19 protein-coding genes and 2 pseudogenes are annotated in these 18,454 nt (G+C 70.1%); 14 read left to right on the top strand and 7 right to left on the bottom strand.

From position 1 onward, the window contains the following. Positions 1–17 precede the first annotated feature (17 nt). Both ABZX37_RS34520 and ABZX37_RS34515 read right to left on the bottom strand, forming a co-directional pair. A complete protein-coding gene (locus ABZX37_RS34520; RefSeq protein WP_354746766.1) occupies positions 18–647 on the bottom strand; it encodes a CoA transferase subunit B in 630 nt (209 codons plus the stop codon). Beyond that, the gene (locus ABZX37_RS34515) at positions 644–1,354 is read right to left on the bottom strand and encodes a CoA transferase subunit A (RefSeq protein ID WP_354746764.1); all 711 of its coding nucleotides are present in this window, start codon (positions 1,352–1,354) and stop codon (positions 644–646) included. The genes ABZX37_RS34520 and ABZX37_RS34515 overlap by 4 nt, the downstream gene beginning before the upstream one ends. Positions 1,355–1,511: 157 nt before the next feature. On the opposite strand from ABZX37_RS34515, the gene ABZX37_RS34510 reads away from it, so the two are divergent. Beyond that, positions 1,512–2,279, top strand: a complete 768-nt coding sequence (locus ABZX37_RS34510; protein ID WP_354746763.1) for an IclR family transcriptional regulator — start codon at positions 1,512–1,514, stop codon at positions 2,277–2,279. 22 nt (positions 2,280–2,301) lie between these two features. Here ABZX37_RS34510 and ABZX37_RS34505 read toward each other — a convergent pair whose 3' ends face one another. Beyond that, positions 2,302–2,673: a helix-turn-helix domain-containing protein gene (locus ABZX37_RS34505; RefSeq protein WP_344284560.1), complete on the bottom strand. Its 372-nt coding sequence runs from the start codon at positions 2,671–2,673 to the stop codon at positions 2,302–2,304. 142 nt (positions 2,674–2,815) lie between these two features. Between ABZX37_RS34505 and ABZX37_RS34500 the strand changes: the two genes are divergently transcribed. Genes ABZX37_RS34500 through ABZX37_RS34485 form a run of 4 tightly spaced genes read left to right on the top strand, consistent with a single transcriptional unit; the run spans position 2,816 to position 5,467 of the window. Then, positions 2,816–3,211, top strand: a complete 396-nt coding sequence (locus tag ABZX37_RS34500) for a hypothetical protein (protein WP_354746761.1) — start codon at positions 2,816–2,818, stop codon at positions 3,209–3,211. After that, positions 3,208–3,381, top strand: a complete 174-nt coding sequence (locus tag ABZX37_RS34495) for a hypothetical protein (protein ID WP_354746759.1) — start codon at positions 3,208–3,210, stop codon at positions 3,379–3,381. Before ABZX37_RS34500 ends, ABZX37_RS34495 begins: the two co-directional genes overlap by 4 nt. A gap of 50 nt (positions 3,382–3,431) precedes the next feature. After that, positions 3,432–4,112, top strand: a complete 681-nt coding sequence (locus tag ABZX37_RS34490; RefSeq protein WP_354746757.1) for a response regulator transcription factor — start codon at positions 3,432–3,434, stop codon at positions 4,110–4,112. Further along, positions 4,109–5,467: a HAMP domain-containing sensor histidine kinase gene (locus ABZX37_RS34485; RefSeq protein ID WP_354746755.1), complete on the top strand. Its 1,359-nt coding sequence runs from the start codon at positions 4,109–4,111 to the stop codon at positions 5,465–5,467. Before ABZX37_RS34490 ends, ABZX37_RS34485 begins: the two co-directional genes overlap by 4 nt. Here ABZX37_RS34485 and ABZX37_RS34480 read toward each other — a convergent pair. Continuing rightward, positions 5,464–6,687, bottom strand: a complete 1,224-nt coding sequence (locus ABZX37_RS34480) for an LCP family protein (protein WP_354746753.1) — start codon at positions 6,685–6,687, stop codon at positions 5,464–5,466. The two genes, ABZX37_RS34485 and ABZX37_RS34480, sit on opposite strands and share 4 nt — an antisense overlap. Positions 6,688–6,845: 158 nt before the next feature. Next, positions 6,846–7,589, bottom strand: a complete 744-nt coding sequence (locus ABZX37_RS34475) for an SDR family NAD(P)-dependent oxidoreductase (RefSeq protein WP_354746751.1) — start codon at positions 7,587–7,589, stop codon at positions 6,846–6,848. Positions 7,590–7,717: 128 nt separating this feature from the next. On the opposite strand from ABZX37_RS34475, the gene ABZX37_RS34470 reads away from it, so the two are divergent. The 6 genes and pseudogenes from ABZX37_RS34470 to ABZX37_RS34445 form a co-directional block, all read left to right on the top strand. Then, on the top strand, positions 7,718–8,203 hold the full coding sequence (locus ABZX37_RS34470; protein WP_354746749.1) for a MarR family transcriptional regulator: 486 nt from the start codon (positions 7,718–7,720) through the stop codon (positions 8,201–8,203). Positions 8,204–8,306: 103 nt separating this feature from the next. Next, the gene (locus ABZX37_RS34465; protein ID WP_354746748.1) at positions 8,307–9,767 is read left to right on the top strand and encodes an MFS transporter; all 1,461 of its coding nucleotides are present in this window, start codon (positions 8,307–8,309) and stop codon (positions 9,765–9,767) included. A gap of 12 nt (positions 9,768–9,779) precedes the next feature. Further along, positions 9,780–10,985: an FAD-dependent monooxygenase gene (locus ABZX37_RS34460; RefSeq protein ID WP_354746746.1), complete on the top strand. Its 1,206-nt coding sequence runs from the start codon at positions 9,780–9,782 to the stop codon at positions 10,983–10,985. A gap of 51 nt (positions 10,986–11,036) precedes the next feature. After that, positions 11,037–11,645 (top strand): TetR family transcriptional regulator, encoded by a 609-nt coding sequence (locus ABZX37_RS34455; RefSeq protein WP_354746744.1) that lies wholly within the window; start codon positions 11,037–11,039, stop codon positions 11,643–11,645. A 28-nt stretch (positions 11,646–11,673) separates the two neighbouring features. After that, a complete protein-coding gene (locus tag ABZX37_RS34450; protein WP_354746743.1) occupies positions 11,674–13,233 on the top strand; it encodes an MDR family MFS transporter in 1,560 nt (519 codons plus the stop codon). Positions 13,234–13,277: 44 nt separating this feature from the next. Continuing rightward, a pseudogene (locus ABZX37_RS34445) lies at positions 13,278–14,342 on the top strand (RNA polymerase subunit sigma-70); the annotation flags it as partial. Between the two features lie 167 nt (positions 14,343–14,509). Here the strand turns inward: ABZX37_RS34445 and ABZX37_RS34440 are convergent. Next, positions 14,510–14,779: a WhiB family transcriptional regulator gene (locus tag ABZX37_RS34440; protein WP_037812602.1), complete on the bottom strand. Its 270-nt coding sequence runs from the start codon at positions 14,777–14,779 to the stop codon at positions 14,510–14,512. A gap of 333 nt (positions 14,780–15,112) precedes the next feature. Here ABZX37_RS34440 and ABZX37_RS34435 point away from each other — a divergent pair. Next, a pseudogene (locus ABZX37_RS34435) lies at positions 15,113–15,637 on the top strand (sigma factor-like helix-turn-helix DNA-binding protein); the annotation flags it as partial. A 51-nt stretch (positions 15,638–15,688) separates the two neighbouring features. Then, positions 15,689–16,372 carry an RNA polymerase sigma factor ShbA gene (gene shbA / locus ABZX37_RS34430; protein ID WP_354746867.1) on the top strand — a complete coding sequence of 228 codons (684 nt, stop codon included), beginning with the start codon at positions 15,689–15,691 and terminating at the stop codon, positions 16,370–16,372. Here shbA and ABZX37_RS34425 read toward each other — a convergent pair. Further along, positions 16,346–17,212, bottom strand: a complete 867-nt coding sequence (locus ABZX37_RS34425) for a LysR substrate-binding domain-containing protein (protein WP_354746741.1) — start codon at positions 17,210–17,212, stop codon at positions 16,346–16,348. The genes shbA and ABZX37_RS34425 overlap by 27 nt on opposite strands. 100 nt (positions 17,213–17,312) lie before the next feature. On the opposite strand from ABZX37_RS34425, the gene ABZX37_RS34420 reads away from it, so the two are divergent. Further along, a complete protein-coding gene (locus ABZX37_RS34420) occupies positions 17,313–18,338 on the top strand; it encodes a bile acid:sodium symporter family protein (RefSeq protein WP_354746739.1) in 1,026 nt (341 codons plus the stop codon). The last annotated feature ends 116 nt before the right edge of the window (positions 18,339–18,454 follow it).

Below are 18,454 nucleotides of genomic sequence, written 5' to 3'. Positions count from 1 at the left end.
CGGTTTCGGAAAAATCCCTACTCAGCAATCGGCGCCCCGGTCTTCTCCCGAACCTCCGCAAGGGAAACCCCAGGCGCAAGCTCCACCAGCTTCAACCCGTCCTCAGTGACGTCCAGGACAGCCAAGTTGGTGATAATCCGATTCACCACCCCAGCCCCCGTCAACGGCAGAGTGCACTTCTCCACGATCTTAGGCGTCCCGTCCTTGGCAGTGTGATCCGTGATGATCACCACCCGACGAGCCCCGGCGACGAGATCCATCGCCCCGCCCATCCCCTTGACCAGCGCACCGGGCACCGTCCAGTTAGCCAGATCCCCGTTGGCCCCGACCTGCAACGCCCCGAGCAACGCCAGGTCGATATGCCCGCCGCGAATCATGGAAAACGACTCAGCGGAATCGAACAAACTGGCCCCGGGCTGCAACGTGACAGTCTGCTTCCCAGCGTTCACCAGATCCGGATCTTCCTCGCCCTCCCAAGGAAACGGACCCAATCCAAGAATCCCGTTCTCGCTGTGCAACGTAACCTGCACACCGTCCGGAATATGATTGGCCACCTGCGTGGGAATCCCGATCCCGAGATTCACATAGTCGCCGTCCCGAAGCTCGCGGGCCCCGATCGTGGCCATGTCGTCCCGATTCCAGCTCACGCCGACGCCTCCTCACGCACGCGCACAGTCCGCTTCTCGATCTGCTTCTCCCGCGCAGTCGCCTGAATCAGCCGCTGCACGTAAATCCCCGGCGTGGTGATCCGCTCCGGATCGAGGTACTCGTCCGAAACCTGCTCGGCCTCGGCGATCGTCACCTTCCCGCACGTCGCGACGAGCGGGTTGAAGTTGCGCGAGGCGTACCGGTAGATCAGGTTCCCGGCCGGGTCCGCGACATACGCGTGGACCAGCGAAAGATCGGCGACGATCCCGCGCTCCTGCACGTAGGTGACCCCGTCGAACTCGGCGTGCGGCTTGCCCTCGGCGATCGGCGTGCCGACCCCGGACTTGGTGTAGAACGCCGGGATCCCCGCGCCGCCGGCCCGCATCCGCTCGGCGAGCGTCCCCTGCGGGGTGAACTCGACCTCGACGGTCCCGTCGAGATACTGCCGCGCGAACAGCTTGTTCTCGCCCACGTACGACGCGATCACCCGCCGCACCTGCTGGTTCTCGAGCAGAATGCCGAGCCCGGCCCCGTCGACTCCCATGTTGTTCGAGACGATCGTCAGATCGCGCACGCCCGAGTCCCGGACCGCCTCGATGAGGTCGTTCGGGTTCCCGGTGAGGCCGAAGCCCCCGACCGCGATCGTCAGCCCGTCCTCGAGCAGCCCGTCGAGGGCCTCCGCGGCGCTGCGGTACTTCGTCGGCACGGCATCCTCTCCACTTCGTTCGGTGAGTGGTCAGTCCCCGCATACAACCCAGCGCAGGCGAAACGGGTCAACCGACACGCCGGGATCCCCGGCAAACCTCTCGCGCACCGAACACCCGCGCCCGATGCGTCCACTGAGCGGACGTACCCTCGAACCCGTGCCCACCTCGCCTCCTGACCACGTAGTCGGACGGGTGTCCGCGGTCCTGCGCGCATTGTCCACCTACCGCGACGGAGCGTCGACCTCGCAGCTGGCGCGCCAGTGCGGCCTGGCCCGCCCGACGGTGCACCGGCTGCTCGCGTCGCTGGCCGCCGAGGGCTATGTCGACCGCGACCGGCAAAGCGGCCGCTGGTACCTGGGCCCGGAGCTGTACCTGCTGGGCGAAGCCGCCGCCCCGCGCTACGACGTGACGCAGCAGGCCCGCGCGAGCGTCCACCGGCTGGCCGCGGCCACCGGGGAAAGCGCTTTCTTCTCCGCCCGCCGCGGCAACGAGACGGTCTGCCTGCTGCGCGAGGACGGCGACTTCCCGATCCGCTCGTTCGTGCTGTACGAGGGCGCGCGGTTCCCGCTGGGCGTGGTGTCGGCGGGGCTGGTGGTGCTGTCGATGCTGCCGGACCGGGAGGTCGAGGAGTATCTGTCCACTGTGGACCTGGCCGGGGAGTGGGGTCCGGCGCACCGGGCGGAGGACGTGCGGGCCCGGGTTGCGCGGACGCGGGAGGACGGGTACTCGACCAATCCCGGGCTGGTGGTGGAGGGAAGCTGGGGGATGGCGGCGGCGGTCTTCACCCCGGCTGGGGAGCCCGCGTGGGCGTTGACGTTGACCGGGGTGGAATCGCGGTTCCGGGAGGAGCGGCGGGCGGAGTTGGGGGCGTTGCTGCTCAAGGAGGCGCACACGTTGACGAACGTGCTCCGGCAGCCCTCGTGAGTGTCTGAACCGGCATAGACACTCACGAGGCAGTAGCGGCGTTCTCCGCGTCGTAAGCCGCCCGCGCGGCCGTCACCTGGTCCATGTTCCGGCGGGCCCAGCGGTCCAGCAGTTCCAGCGGTTCGGCGAGGTTGCGGCCCAGCTGGGTCAGCTCGTACTCGACCTTCGGCGGGATCACCGGGTACGCCGTGCGGATCAGGATGCCGTCGCGGACCAGGCTGCGCAGGGTCTGCGTCAGGACCTTCTGCGAGATTCCCTCGACGCGCTTGCCGATCTCGGTGAACCGCAGCGGGCCGTCCACCAGGGCTCCGACGATCAGCACCGTCCACTGGTCGCCGATCCGGTCGAGCAGCTGGCGCGTCGGGCAGTCGCGGTCGTACGGATTTCCCAGCACGGCGGCCTCCTCGCTCTCCGCAAGAGAGTAACACTCCCCCGGGTCAGCAGGCTTTACCGAACCCGAACATTCGTCCCACACCCCCCGTACACCCGCGCGCGACGGTGGGCATCGGGAACACCGACACAGGAGGACGAGAACGATGCGAGGAACGAGGCGGCTGGCACTGGCGGGCTGCGGGATCGCGGCCGGGCTGCTCGTGGCCGCGCCGATCGCCAGCGCGGACACGCAGGCTCCGGCTCCGGCCCCGGTCACGCTGAGCCCGCAAGAGGTGCAGCAGATGTGCACGGCCTGGGTGCCGAAACTGCACAAGCAGGCCCAGAACCTGACCAACCGGATCAACGGCGGACCTGAGGTCTCGGGGTCGGTCGCCAATCTCAAGGCACGCGCGAACGACGCCCGCACGAAGGGGCACACCGCGCAGGCCGACCGGCTGCAGAAGCGGGCGGACAAACGGCAGAGCCGGATCGGTGAACTGGCGGACGCGACGAAACAGCTCGACGCGTTCACCGCCGCGCATTGCCAGGCGCCCAAGTGAAGCGGCTGATCGCGGTCGCCGCAGCGGCGGTCGTCGTCGGTCTCGGCTGCGCGGCGTGCGACAACGGTTCGGCGCCGTCGTCGGGGGCGGCGTCGAACGGCGACCTGAGCGGCATCCAGTCCACGCTGGACTCGATCCAGTCCGACATGGCGGGCGACGGGTCGCGGTGACCCGCGTACCGTTTCCCCCGACGTAGCCGGCCGGAGGAACGGGAGCCCGCATGGGGTCAGCTGGCCGCGGTCTCGTCCTCGTCGTGGAGGACGAGACCGCGATCGCCGAGCTCGCCGCGCTTTACCTGCGGCGCGACGGGTTCGGGGTGGAGGTCGAGCCGGACGGCGCGAAAGCGCTCGCGGCGATCCGCAGGTTGCGGCCGGTCGCCGTGGTGCTCGACATTGGACTGTCCGGAATGGACGGTATTGAGATCTGCCGGGCATTGCGCGCGGCGGGCGACTGGACGCCGGTGCTGTTCGTGACCGCCCGCGATGACGAGCTGGATCGCTTGCTGGGCCTCGAGATCGGCGCGGACGACTATCTCACCAAGCCGTTCAGCCCTCGCGAACTCGCTGCCCGCGTACGAACTGTGCTGCGCCGCGCGTCCGGCAGTCCGGCCACGACACTCGCTTGCGGCGGCGTGCGCATCGACGTGCCCGGCCGTCGTGCTTGGGCAGGCGAAGCCGAGGTCACGCTCACCTCCACCGAATTCGATCTGCTCGCCTACCTGCTGCGTCATCCCGGCCAAGTCCTGTCGCGCGATCAGCTGCTCAGCGCGGTCTGGGGTTACGCCGCCGCGGCCGGGACCCGCACCGTCGACGTGCATGTCGCACAGCTGCGGGCGAAACTCGGCGAGGACAGTCCAATCCGGACAGTCCGGGGCATCGGGTACGCGGCGGACGGCGGATGAAGACCACGCTCGCGCTCCGGATCACCGTGGTGTGCCTGGCCGTCGCCGGGATCGCGGTGCTCGTGGCCGGACTGGTCGCGTCCCGGCTGGTCCGCAACACCGCGGATTCGGTCCTGCAGCAGTCGTTGCGGGATCAGGCGGACGTCGTCGCCGGGCAGCTCGACAGCACCGGCAACGGCATCGGCAACCGGCTCGCGATCGGCAAGGCGGCCGCGGTCGTGCGGGGGCAAGGCATCGAGGTCGTCGTGCATCGGGACAACGGCCAGAATTCCGGCCAGGCGATCGCGGTGCGCGCGGCGGAACGGGCCGGGCTGACGTCCGGAAAGGACCATTCGACACGGGTCGCGATCGGCACTGTCGATTACCTCGTGGAAGTGCGCTCGGTCGGTCCGCAGGCCGCGTTCGCGCTCGTGCAGCCCGTGCGCAGTGCCGAGGCGACCCAACATGCTTTGCTGCGCAACATCCTCCTCGCACTCGGCATCGGGCTTTTGGTCGCCGCCATCGCCGGATACGTCTCCGGACGATTGCTCGGCCGCCCGCTCCGGCGCGCGGCCGCCGCCGCGGGCAGTCTCAGCGCCGGTCGACGCGACGTCCGGGTGCCGGTCGAAGGCCCGGCCGAAGTCGCGCAAGTCGCTGGCTCGCTGAACGAACTCGCCGACGCGCTGGCCAGGAGCGAAGCCCGCCAACGGGAATTCCTGCTGTCGGTGTCGCACGAACTTCGCACCCCGCTGACCGCCGTGACCGGTTTCGCCGAGGCGATCGCCGACGGAGTCGCCGAAGGCCCGGATGCCCGGCGCGCCGGCGAGACGATCCACCGCGAGGCGCAACGCCTGGAACGGCTCGTGTCCGATCTGCTCGAACTCGCCCGCCTCGGGGCCGACGAATTCCAGCTCGACCTGGACGTTTTCGACTTCGCCGCACTCGTCCGGGACTGCGCGGAGGTGTGGCAGCTGCGCTGTGCCCGCTCGGACGTCCCGCTGACCGTGCAGTCTCCCCCGGGAACCGCCATGGTGACCGCCGATGCCCGGCGGCTGCACCAGGTCGTGGACGGCTTGGCGGAGAACGCTTTGCGCGTCACGCCCGCCGGTGCGCCGATGGTATTCGCGCTGACGGTCGCGGACGGCCACGCGCACCTGTCGGTCCGGGACGGCGGTCCGGGACTCGCAGCCGAAGACTATCCGGTGGCGTTTGAACGCGGCGTCCTCAATGCCCGGTACCGCGACAGCCGCCCGGTCGGCTCCGGCATCGGCCTGGCGCTGGCGCACGGGCTGGTGACGCGGATGGGCGGGACCCTGACGGCCGGACCGGCTCCCGAAGGCGGGGCCGCGTTCACCATCACGCTGCCGCTGGCCTAGTTCACGCACCCGCTGGCGGTCGTCATCTTCGGCTGCGCCGGAGTGCCCGCCGGAGGAGTGGGCGTCGTGGTCTCCGCGATCGGCCGCACCGCGCCGCTCGACGACGGGTGGACGGTGCCCGGGTCGGATGTTCCCCCGGAGGCCGAGACGTCCGGCGAGCTGATCTGGGTCTGCACGAACTGCTTCACCTGCGCCGGATCCACTTTCACCGCGTCCCCGTCGGCCGGAGTGGCCAGCGACAGGCTCTGGACCGGAATCGTGCCGAACGCGATCGCGCCCGAGCTGAGGCCGTGCAATTGCTCGGCGAAGCTCAGCAGGTTCCAGCCGTGGTCAAGGGTGACCGAACCTTCCAAGCCGTCCACAAGGGACGAAAGCCGTGAGGGATCGGTGAAGGTGCCGGAGCCGAGGACAGTCTTCGCCATCGCCGACATGAACGCCTGCTGCCGCGCGATCCGGTCCAGATCGCCGTTCGGCAGGCCGTGCCGCTGCCGCACGAAGGCGAGTGCCTGCGTACCGGAGATCGTCTGCACTCCGGCGGGGAAATTCGCTCCGGAGAAGGAATCGTTCACCGGCGCCTTCAGGCACACCTGGACGCCACCGACCGCTTGGCTCAGCGCGGCGAACCCGGAGAGATTGACCGCGGCGTAGTGATTGATGGTGAGCCCGGTGAGCTTTTGCACCGCGGCGATGGCCGACTTCGCACCGGCCGCGTCGGCCGCCACCTCCAGCTGCGGGCCGCTCATTCCTTGCTGGGCAAGCTTTCCCCGCTGATCGGCTCGGGCACGACTGTACGCCGAATTGATCTTGTGCTTGCCGTAACCCGGAATGTCCACATAGGAATCGCGTGGGATCGAGATCGCGGTGGCCGCCGCCCCGCCGACCGGGACGTGCACCACGATCATCGTGTCCGTGGTGTTGCCGCCATCGTCTCCGCTGCCCGCGTGCAGCGCGTCGAGCACGTTCTGAGACAGCGGCGTCCCGTCCGGTTTGGTGCGGGAATCGAGACCTACCAACAAGATGTTCTGCGCGACGGTGAGCGGTTCCCCGGCCGGAGTGTCCGGAACCTGCGCCGAGGGCGGGATGACGTCGGCGGTGACGAGACTGGTGTCCAGCCGGTGCAACTGCGACCACGCGAATCCGGTGGCGCCCAGCACCAGGGTGGACACCAGCCCCAGCACTGCCCGGCCGCCGATCCGGCGGCCCCGGGACGTGATCAGCACGACCGGTTCCTCGCTTCCCCGGGGACGGATTTCGACCCCCGCGTTCGAGGATCACCGCGTTAGCTGGGAATAGCCTGAGAAACCTGTCGCGAAGATGTGATGCTGCCCGTTCGGCCGAGCGCGCGGCGACAGCCGGTATCCCTTCGGGCACAGGGAGTTCAGCGCGGCATCCGCCGCCACACCGCGCGCGGCACGAACCGCATCGCCGCGAACACCAAGCGCAACAGCCCCGGCACCCACACCACTTCACGCCGGCGGCGCAAGGCGGAAACAGTCGCGTCGGCAACCTGATCGGCGGTACTGGAGAACGGCGCGGGCGACATTCCCTCGGTCATCCGGCCGATCACGAAACCCGGCCGCACGAGCAGCAGGTGCACGCCGGTGCCGTGCAGCGCGTCGGAGAGGCCCGAAGCGAACCCGTCGAGTCCGGCTTTCGCCGAGCCGTACACGTAATTCGCCCGTCGCACGCGAATCCCGGCGACCGACGAGAAGACGACCAGGTTCCCGGAACCCTGAGTACGCAACAGTTCCGCCGTGTGAGTGAGCACCGACACCTGGGCGACGTAATCGGTGTGCACGATCGCGGTGGCGTGCGCGGCGTCGGTTTCCGCGCGGGCTTGGTCTCCGAGAATGCCGAAAGCCAGCACGACCGTCTCGAGCGGGCCGTGTTCCTTGATGACGCGATCGAGCAGCGGGCGGTGTGCGGAGAGGTCGTCGGCGTCGAAGTCCTCAGTCGCGACGGTCTCCGCGCCTGCCTCGCGCAGTTCAGCGGTCTGCGCCGCGAGGTCCGCGCCCGGCCTCGCGGCGAGCACGAACCGCTTCGCACCCCCGCGCGCCAGCCGGACGGCCACCGCCGTCCCGATTTCGCTGCGTCCGCCCAGTACCAGCACCGTTCCGCTCACGACCGGTGAGTCTGCCAGCTGCGCCGTCGCTGCCGCGGCCGACCCGGAACCCGCTCTCGACGACCCGGTGCCGCTCGTCACATCATTTCGCTAACTTGGTTAGTTACTTATCTAGTAGTCTTCTTCCCATGACGTCCTCAGCCCGCGGCTCGCGGCGAACCGAATCCCCCGGCGTGGGCAACGCGGTGATGGAGCGCCTGCAAGAGGTAGGAACCTTGACGCGGGTGATCGAACAACGGCTGAGCGGAGCGCTGGGGATCAACGCCACGGACCTGGCGGCGCTGGAGCACCTCGCCACCGACGGCCCGCTGACGGCGAAGGACCTGGCGGACCGGCTGCGGGTCTCGACCGCGGCGAGCACGCACATCGTGGACCGGCTCGAGAGGGCCGGGCACGTCGTCCGCCGCCCGCACGCCACCGATCGCCGCAAGGTGCTGGTCGAGCCGGTCGCGGAGTCGATGGAGCGGCTCTTCGGCCACCTGCACCCGCTGCTGCACGGCGTGGAGGGCCTCGTCGAGGCGCTGCGCCCCGGCGACCGGGACGTCGTCAAGGCGTTCCTGGCCGGGGTCGTGCGGATCTACACCGACACCGCGGATTCCTTCCCCCAGGGCTGACCGCCACCTGCCCCCACCGGGCGCGTTCGTTCCGCACCAATGCCCGCCCGGCGTACGAACGCGCCCGGAAAACGAGCGCCAGCACCAGAATTCGGAGAGAACCGTGTCCGTACCCGAGAAGAATGCCGCGCCGCGGGCGATGGGGTGGCTGCTGGCCGCCGTGCTCGTGGTCGAGTTGATGGACTTGCTCGACTCGACGATCGTCAACGTGGCGGGGCCGTCGCTGGAGCGGTCGCTGGGGACGAGCCCGGTCGGGCTGCAGTGGGTCATCGGCGGCTACGCCCTGACGCTCGGCGCGGGCCTCGTGCTGGGCGGGCGGCTCGGCGACCGCTACGGCCGCCGTCCCGTGTTCCTGGCCGGACTCGCCGCCTTCGCGCTCGCGTCGCTGCTGTGCGCGGCCGCGCCGGGCGTCGGCCCGCTGATCGCTTTCCGGCTGGTCCAGGGTGTGGCCGGGGCGATGATGCTGCCGCAGGGCCTCGGCATTCTGCGCGACAACCTCGCTCCCCGGCAGCTCACGAAAGCTCTCGCCGTGTTCGGTCCGGTGCTCGGTCTCGGCGGCGTGCTCGGCCCGGTGCTGGGCGGCGCACTGGTCGACTGGGACCTGTTCGGCCTCGGCTGGCGGCTGGTGTTCCTGGTCAACGTCCCGGTCGGCCTCGCCGCATGGGCGCTGGCCTGGCGGCTGGTGCCTCGCGGCAGCGGAACCAGGACGTTGCGCGTGGACGTTGTCGGGGCCGTCCTCGTCGCCACCGCCTCGGCCTTGCTGGTTCTCCCGCTCAACGAGGGACAGTCCTCGGGGTGGCCCCTGTGGACGTGGCTGTCGCTGTCCGCCGCGGCGATCGGCTACGCGGGATTCGCGCTGTGGCAACGCCGCACCGTGCGCCAGGGCCGGACGCCGCTGGTCACCCCGAGCCTGTTCGGCAAGTCCGCGTTCACCGTCGGGCTGGTCGCGGTCGCGCTGTTCTTCGGCGGGCTGATCGGCACCCAGCTGGTACTCACGTTCTTCCTGCAGCTCGGCCACGGCTTCACCGCCGGACAGGCCGGGCTGGGCAACCTCCCGGTCGCGCTGGGCACCGCCGTCGGCGGCACCATCAGCGGCGGGCTGCTCGCCGCCAAACTCGGCCGCCGCGTGCTCCAAGCCGGGGCCGTCGTCCAGTTCGCCGGGATCGCCTGGCTGTGGCTTTCCCTCGCCGACACCACCGGTTTCACGATCTGGCAGATCGTGCCCGGCAGCGCCGTCGCCGGCATCGGCGCGGGCATCGTGATCGCCGCGGTGTTCAACACCGTGCTCGGCGCCGTCGCCGACGACGAGGTCGGCTCCGCCTCCGGCGTTCTGTCCGCGGTCCAGTCGATCGGCGGTTCGGTCGGCGTCGCGGTGTTCAGCACGGTGTTCTTCGCTGGTGCACTCACCGGCCAGGTCACCGAAAGCTTCCGCGACGCCCTCGTGGTCCAGGCGATCGTCATCGCCCTGTTCCTGCTCATCTCACCGCTGTTCCCCCGTCGCGCCCGTCCCGACGAAACCACGACCCCGGAGAGCGCCGCCCCGGCCGCCCGCACCACTTCTTAAGGGGAGGATCCCTTGTCCCGAAACGTTTTGATCTCCGGCGCCAGCATCGCCGGACCCGCGCTTGCCTACTGGCTCCACCGGCACGGCATGACCGCGACCGTGGTCGAGCGCGCGCCGGAGCTTCGGCTCGGCGGGCAGACCGTCGACCTACGCGGCGCCGGCCGCACCGTCATCGAACGCATGGGCCTCGAACAGGCCGCCCGCGACCGCGGCACGCACGAGGAGGGACTGCGTTTCGTCGACGACCGCGGCCGGGTCCGCGCGTCCTTCGGCAGCGACGCCCTCGACGGCGACGGGTTCGTCACCGAACTGGAGCTCCTGCGCGGCGAACTCGCCGACCTGCTTTACCGGCACACGCGCGACGACACCCGGTACGTCTTCGGCGACGAGATCACCGGCCTGTCCGACACCGGCGACGGCGTGGACGTCACCTTCCGCACCGGCCCCGATCAGCGGTTCGACCTCGTCGTCCTCGCCGACGGCTTCCGCTCGCGCACCCGGGACCTCGTCTTCGCCGGCCTCGCCCGCGTCCGGTCGTTCGGCCTCTACACCGCGTACTTCACCATTCCCCGCACCGAATCCGACGGCCGCTGGGCCCGCTGGCACAACGTCCCCGGCCGCCGCGTCGTCCTCCTGCGCCCCGACAACCAGGGCACCACCCGCGCCACGCTGTCCTTCCTGCACCCGCGTCCCGGGCTCGACCGGCTGCAAGCCCCGGCACAGCAGGATTTTCTGCGCCGCCACTACGCCGACGCCGGCTGGGAAGCCCCGCGCGTGCTCGAGGCGATGGGCGATTCCCCGGACTTCTACTTCGAATCCGTCGGGCAGCTGCGCCTGGAGCACTGGTCGCGCGGCCGGATCGCCGCCGTCGGCGACGCCGCTTACTGCGCCTCCCCGCTCAGCGGCATGGGCACCAGCCTCGCCCTCGTCGGCGCTTACGTCCTCGCCGGCGAACTCAGCCGCCACTCGGCCCACCACGACGCCTTCCGCTGCTACGAAACCATCATGCGGCCCTACGTCGCCCAGGCCCAGCGCGTCTCCTGGTTCGCACCGCGGCTGGCCGCCCCGAAAACCCGCGCCGGCATCCGGCTCCTCACCACCGTCGCCGGCCTCGCCGCCCGCCCCGGGATCAGCCGCGTCACGGCCCGGTTCGCCAGCCCGCCCGCGGAAGCCGTCGACCTCCCCGCCTACCCCTGCGCCCGGCACGAGGTGCCCTGATTCACAAACTGCAACTTTGCAGACTCTGCAAGATCTCGCTACGCTGATCCCGTGCCCACTCCCGGCCTTCGCGAGCGCAAGAAGCTCGAAACCCACCGCACCATCGCTCTCGCGGCGCTTCGGCTGATCGACGAGCGTGGTCTGGACCAGGTCACCGTCGACGACATCGCCGCCGAAGCAGGCGTGTCCGCGCGCACGTTCTTCAACTACTTCGCGGTCAAAGAAGACGCCGTGCTCCTCGCGTATGCCGACCACGCGGAGCGGGCCGCGCAGACGATCGCCCGGTTCGTGGCGCAGCCGGACGGGATCGACGCCTTTCCGGCGTTCATCGCGACCGTCCGGGAGGACCTCGCGGACGTCGAGCGGGACCGCGACGAATGGCTGACCCGGTTGCGCATCATCCACGGCGATCCGTCGCTGCTCATCCGGGCGACCGTGCTCAACTCCGGCTCGCGCGACCCGATGATCGCCGCGATCGCCCAGCGCAGCGGCACCGACGCGGAGAACGACCTGTTCCCGTCGCTGCTGCTCGCGGTGGCCGGCGGAGTGCTCAACACCTCGCTCAGCCGCTGGGCCGCCCGCGACGGGGCCCAGCCGCTGCTCGAAATCTTCGACGAGGCCGCCGCCACCGCTGCCGCCGGCCTGCCCGACCCTCGCTGAAACCCTTCGTAGTCCGGAAAGGACTGTCATGTCCCTGTCCACCGCGGAACCGCCCGCGGCTTCCCCGGCGATGAGCCACCGCCAAGTGCTGCAGGCGATGTCCGGCCTGATGATGGGCATTTTCGTCGCCATCCTCGCGTCCACTGTGGTCGCGAACGCCCTGCCGCGGATCGTGTCCGAGCTGGGCGGCAGCCAGTCGTCCTACACCTGGGTCGTCACCACCGAACTGCTCGCGATGACCGCGACCGTCCCGCTCTGGGGCAAGCTTTCCGACCTGTACAACAAGAAACTGCTGATCCAGCTCTCGCTCGGGCTGTTCGTGGTCGGCTCGCTGGTGGCCGGGTTCGCGCAGAACATCGACATCCTGATCCTCAGCCGGATCGCCCAGGGCATCGGCGGCGGCGGGCTCACCGCGCTCGCGCAGGTGATCATGGCGGCCATCGTTTCGCCGCGCGAGCTGGGCAAGTTCTCCGGCGTCTTCGGCGCGGTCTTCGCCGTCGGCACGGTCGCGGGCCCGCTGATCGGCGGCGTGCTGGTGGACACCTCGTGGCTCGGCTGGCGCTGGTGCTTCTTCCTCGGCGTGCCGTTCGCGATCGCGGCGATCCTGTTGCTGCAGCGCACTTTGGATCTGCCGACGCTGCGCCGCGAGGTGCATGTCGACTACCTCGGCGCGTTCCTGATCATGCTCGGCGTTTCGACGCTGCTGGTGTGGTCGTCGCTGGCCGGTTCGACTTTCGAGTGGGGTTCCTGGCAGACCTCGGTGCTCGTGCCCGCCGGCGTGCTCGTGCTGGTGCTCGCGGTGTGGGTGGAGTCGAAGGTGCGCGAGCCGGTCGTGCCGCTGGCGCTGTTCCGCAACCGCACGGTCACGCTCGCCACCGTCGCGAGCTTCCTGGTCGGCGTCGCGATGTTCGGCGGCACCGTGTTCCTGTCCCAGTATTTCCAGCTGGCGCTCGGCAAATCGCCGACGGTGGCCGGGCTGATGAGCCTGCCGATGATCTTCGGGCTGCTGGTGTCGTCGACCGTGTCCGGCCAGCTGATCAGCCGCACCGGCAAGTGGAAGCCGTTCCTGCTGCTCGGCGCGGTGCTGATGGCGGCGGGGCTCGGCCTGCTCGGGCTGATCGACGCGCACACCTCGCTGCTGGAGCTGAGCCTGTTCATGCTGGTGCTCGGCGTCGGCGTGGGCATGCTCAACCAGAACCTCGTGCTGGTGACGCAGAACGACGTGCCCGCCGCCGACCTGGGCGCGGCGACCTCGACGCTGTCGTTCTTCCGCAGCCTCGGCGGGTCGATCGGCGTGAGCGCGCTCGGCGCGGTGCTGGCCAGCCGGGTCGGCACGCTCATCGCCGACGGGCTCGGGCCCGCCGCGGCCAGCGGGTCCGGCAGTGGCGGGAAGGTGCCTGACCTGGCGCAGCTGCCCGCTCCGGTCGTGGCGGTGATCCGGGACGCTTACGGCGTCGCGACGAGCGATCTGTTCCTGATCAGCGCGCCGATCGCGCTGCTCGTGGTGGTCGCGGTCGCGTTCCTGAAGCACGTGCCGCTCAAGACGAAGAGCGGCCTGGAACGGCTCGCGGACGAAGCGGTCTCGTGAGTGGCGACGCCGGTTAGAACCGGCATCGCCACTCACGAGCTACCGTTGCCCGGGTGACCAGCGACGAGGAGTTCAGCGCCCTCCTGATGCGGCACCGGCGCGAGATCCGCGTGCACTGCTACCGGATGAGCGGTTCGTTCGAGGAGGCCGAGGACCTCACCCAGGAGGCGTTTCTCCGGGCCTGGAAAGGCCGCCGCGGCTTCGCCGGGCGGGCGAGCGTGCGGACGTGGCTGTACCGGATCGCCACGAACGTCTGCCTCGACGCGCTCGCCCGCCGCCCGCGGCGCGCGCTGCCGGACGAACTGGGTCCGGCGGCCGACCCGGCGGGCCAGATCTCCGCGCTCGACGTGCCGTGGCTCGGCCCGTTTCCCGATCTGCTGCTCGACCCCGCGGCGCCGGACGACACCGGCGCCGCGGTCGTCGAACGGGAAACCATCGAACTGGCGTTCCTCGCCACTATCCAGTTGCTCCCGCCGCGGCAGCGCGCCGCGCTGATCCTTCGCGACGTGCTCGATTGGTCCGCAAAGGACACTGCCGAACTGCTGGGCACTTCGGTGGCCTCGGCGAACAGCGCGCTGCAGCGGGGCAGGGAGACCTTGCGCGCCAAGCTGCCCGCCCGGCGCGCCGAATGGTCCGCTCCGGACAGCACGACCGCCGAGGAAACGGCACTGCTGCGGAAGTTCGTCGCCGCCTACGAATCGGCGGACGTGCGGGCCGTGGCCGCGGTGCTGAGCGAGGACGCGCGTGCGGTGATGCCGCCGTACTCGTTGTGGTTCGACAGTCGCGATCGGATTCTCGGCGCGCTCGGGCCGAGTTTCGATCCCGCCTCGCCGTACTACCGGGGCAGTTTCCGGATGGTGCCGGTACGGGCGAACCGGCAGCCCGCCGTCGCCGGATATCTGCGCCGGCCCGGCGAATCGGTTTATCGCGCTTTCGGCGTCTGCGTGCTCACCGTGCGAAACGGACTGGTCACGGCGATGGCCGCGTTCGAAACGGCGGCATTGGCGCCGTACGGACTCGCCGAAACGTTCGAAGAAACTGTGCCGACGATTGCCGATCCGGCTACCGCCACGGCGGAAACCGGTCGCCTCGGGCGGATCGGCGGCTGACCGGTTCGCACCTGCTTCCGGCCGGATCGGCAATAAAAAACGCCCGGGCGGCGACCGCTGATGCGATCGCCGCCCGGGCGCAACCACCGAGTTCCGGGCTTCGTGCCGGTTGTGGTGGGGGAAACTGCTAGCGCCCTCGCCGCCGGGAAATGGTCACCGGCTCGCGGTCAGGCGACTCGATGCCGTGCGGCGGCGGAGCCGGTTCGCACCAGCTTCCGGCGCTCCAGCTCGGTGGTTCCCCCGAAGATCCCGTTGCCGAGACCGTTGTCGAGAGCATAGGAAAGGCATTCCGCGCGGACCGGGCATCGCGCGCAGACCGCCTTGGCCTTCGCGACCTGCTGCGCCCCCGGACCCATGTCGGAAATCGGGAAGAACAGTTCCGGGTCCTCGTCCTGGCACGCCGCGCGGGCGAGCCAGCTGGTGGCCGTGAGTTCCATTGTTGCTTTTCACCTCCTGTCCTCATTGTCGAACCGTGGTCAACCGACTTCTCCGCGCGCACGGGCAAGCCATGCCTTCGGAGGGTGTTCGGTGGGCTTTTCGGCCGAACCGCCCCGGGCCGCAAAGGACCCGGCGGACGACCGGCTTTCCAAGTTACCACCGATCACCGTCCGCGCGCGAAATTTCGATTCAGCTCACATCGCGGACGCGGTTGCCGCCGGGCGTGCTACGGCCCCCTCGTCCGCCGTCCGGCGACGCCGAAGAGTCCGGGATTTCCTTTTCCGCGCACCGTTTCCCCCTTCCGCCGCCGTCTCGGGCGAACTGCCCGTTCGATGCAGGTACCCACCCGTCCCGCCCTTAACCACATTTCCGTGACCGGATCGTTACATCCCACGGGCGCGCCACCGCACCTGTTCGACAGGGTCCGGGTTCGGGAGGGGGTGCGCGTGGCGGGGTTCGACGGCTTTTTCCGGGGCGATTTCCCTCGCCTCGTGGCGTTCCTGTGCGCGGGCGGGCTCGGGCCGGGCACCGCGCGCGAGGTGGCGGTGGAGGCGTTCGTCCAGGAAACCGGGACGTGGCCGCCGCCGGGCGACCCGCGCGTGGCGGTGCGGCTGACCGCCGTCCGGCTCGCCGCCGAGCAGACGTGGTTCGACGGCGGCGCCCCGTCCGCGGAGCCGCCGGGCGACCGGCTGGCCGCGGTCGTGGAGCGGAACGCGCGCGGGGTCGAACTGCTCTCGACGCTGCCGGAAACCCAGCGCACGGTGCTGACGTGGTCGCTCGACGGGTTCTCCCCCGCCGCGATCGCGGCAGCGCTCGGCATGGCGGGCACCACAGTCCGCTCGAACCTGCGGCACGCCCGGGAACGGCTGAAACACCGGCTCGGCCCGGCCGAGCGCGAGGAGGCCCTCATGACCGCACTGCGCGAGGCCGACGCCGCACTGGTCGGCGCGCTGCGCTCGGCGCTAGACGTCGAAGAAGCGTTGACCCGGGTGAAAACCGAGGCGACCGCCTTGGCCGCACCACGAGTACCGGCAGGCCGCTTCAGCTTCGACGGCCCGGTGCGCGCCGCAGTCGAAGGCGATCCGGACGCGGCGCAGGACCTGCTCGCCTCAGTGCAGCCGCTGATCGTGCGCTACTGCCGGGCGCGGTTAGGCGGAGCCGACGCGTATTCGTCGGCGGACGATGTGGCGCAGGAAGTCTGCCTGGCGTTGCTGACCGCGCTGCCCGGCTATCGGCACCAGGGGCGGCCGTTCCTCGCTTTCGTTTACGGGATCGCGCAGCACAAGGTGGCTGACGCGCATCGGGCGCACGCGCGTAACCGGACTGACGCCATGGCGGAGTTGCCGGAGGCGGTTGACCTTGCCGACGGGCCGGAGGAACGGGCGTTGCGGGCTGAGCTGAATCGGCATCTGGCTCGGTTGCTGCGGCTGTTGCCGGAGCGGCAGCGGGAGATTGTGTTGCTGCGGGTTGTCGTCGGGCTCTCCGCGGAGGAGGCGGCTGAAGCGGTCAGCTCGACGCCGGGCGCGGTCCGCGTGGCGCAGCACCGGGCGTTGTTGCGGCTTCGGTCAGCCCTCGAACGACGACGTCGCTGACCCGATCCGCGCCACCACGAACTCCGCCAGTGCCGCCGCCGGGCCTTCGCCGCCGTCTTTCGACAGCAGGATGAAATCGACGTCACCGGGGTCCGGAAGGCCGAGTTCGGCAGGCAATTCGACCAGATCGGACGGCACCAGGCTCCGCGCGTGCACCGTGATCCCGAGCCCGGCGGCCGCCGCCGCGCGCAGGCCGGTCAGGCTCGAGGTCAGGCAGGCCGCCCGCCATTCCAGGCCCGCGCGTTCCAGCGTTTCCACCGCCAGCTGCCGGGTGACCGACGGCATCGGGTACTGCACCAGCGGCACCGGCTGGCCGGGTGTGAGGTCCGTCGCCGCCGAGCCGATCCACACCAGCGGTTCCCGCCGCAGCAGCCGTCCGGGGCCGGGCGCGCCTGGGCGGCGTTTGCCGAGCACCAGGTCGAGGCGGCCGTCGGCGATGCGGCGGGCGAGCACATCGGACAGTTCCACGTGCAGTTCCACGTCCACCAGCGGATGGCTTTCCCGCAGCCGCCGCAGGATTTCCGGCAGCTCGCCGAGCGCGAAGTCCTCGGACACGCCGAACCGGACCCGGCCGCGCACCTGCGCGCCGCGGAAATGCCGGGCCGCGCGGTCCTCGGTGTCCACAATGGTCTGGGCGAACCCGAGCATCGCCTGTCCGCGCGCGGTCAGGTCGACCGCGTGCGTGTCCCGGGCGAACAGCAATCCGCCGGCCTCGGACTCGAGCCGCCGGATGTGCTGGCTGATTGTGGGCTGCCCCACACCCAAACGCCTCGCCGCCGCGGTGAAGCTGCGAGTTTCCGCCACAGCAAGGAAAGAACGGCACAGCCGCGGATCCAGCATGCGTCACATCTTATCGGCTTTCGCAATGGCAGTCAGTACGGTCATCGGGGTTCCGAATGACCGACGGCGACGAGAGAATGGCTGGGAAAGGAGATCCACCGTGCTCGCTTCGTTCGCCCGCCCCGTCTCGGCCTTGCTCGCCAAGCTGCGGATCGACCCCTTCATCGCCCTGATCCTCGTCACCGTGGGCATCGCCTCGCTGCTGCCGGCGTCCGGCGCGGTGGCGACCGGGTTCGGCGTGGCGACCAAGATCGCCGTCGGGATGTTGTTCTTCCTTTACGGCGCAAGGCTTTCCAGTCAGGAAGCGGTCGAGGGGATGCGGCACTGGCGGTTGCACGTCACGGTGCTCTGCGCCACTTTCGTGCTTTTCCCGCTGCTGGGGCTCGCCGCGTCGTTCCTCTCCCCCGGGCTGCTGACGTCGCCGCTGTACACCGGCGTGCTGTTCCTCTGCCTGCTGCCGTCGACCGTCCAGTCGTCGATCGCGTTCACCTCGATCGCGAAGGGCAACGTCGCGGCGGCGATCTGCAGCGCGTCGCTGTCCAACCTGCTGGGCATCGTGCTGACGCCGCTGCTCGTCGCGCTGCTGCTGGCCACCGACGGCCCGGGCGTGAGCGGTTCGGCGGTGCTGGACATCGTGCTGCAGCTGCTGGTGCCGTTCGTCGCCGGCCAGCTCGCGCGCCGCTGGATCGGCGGCTGGGTGCAGCGGCATTCCGCGCCGCTGAAGATCGTCGACCGCGGTTCGATCCTGCTGGTGGTGTACACCGCGTTCAGCGAGGGCATGACCGAGGGCATCTGGCACCAGCTGGACGTCGGCCCGCTGCTCGCGCTCGTCGCGGTCTGCTGCGTCCTGCTGGCGGCCGTGCTCGGCGCGACCAGCGGCGGCGCGAGGCTGCTCGGGTTCGACCGCGCCGACCGGATCACGATCATGTTCTGCGGTTCGAAGAAGAGCCTCGCGAGCGGCCTCCCGATGGCGACGGTGCTGTTCGGGCACGCCGAGGTCGGGCTGATCGTGCTGCCGCTGATGCTGTTCCACCAGATTCAGCTGATCGTGTGCGCGGCGATGGCGCGCCGCTACGCCCGGCAGGCGGCCGCGGAGGAACCAGGCGCACTCGCCGCAGTCGGCTGACGCTAATACGCCTCCGCGGTACGTGAGGGGAACCCTGAGAGGGCGTCTGAGAACTGGATGGGGTGGTTGGCGTGGTGATGCCCTGAGGTTGGGTGAGCTCCCGGTAGGACTGGTGG

The organism is Amycolatopsis sp. NPDC004079, assembly GCF_040610415.1.
Classification (GTDB): Bacteria; Actinomycetota; Actinomycetes; order Mycobacteriales; family Pseudonocardiaceae; genus Amycolatopsis; species Amycolatopsis halotolerans.
Note: the sequence above shows the minus strand (reverse complement) of the source record. Positions and strands in the feature narration are given on the sequence as shown.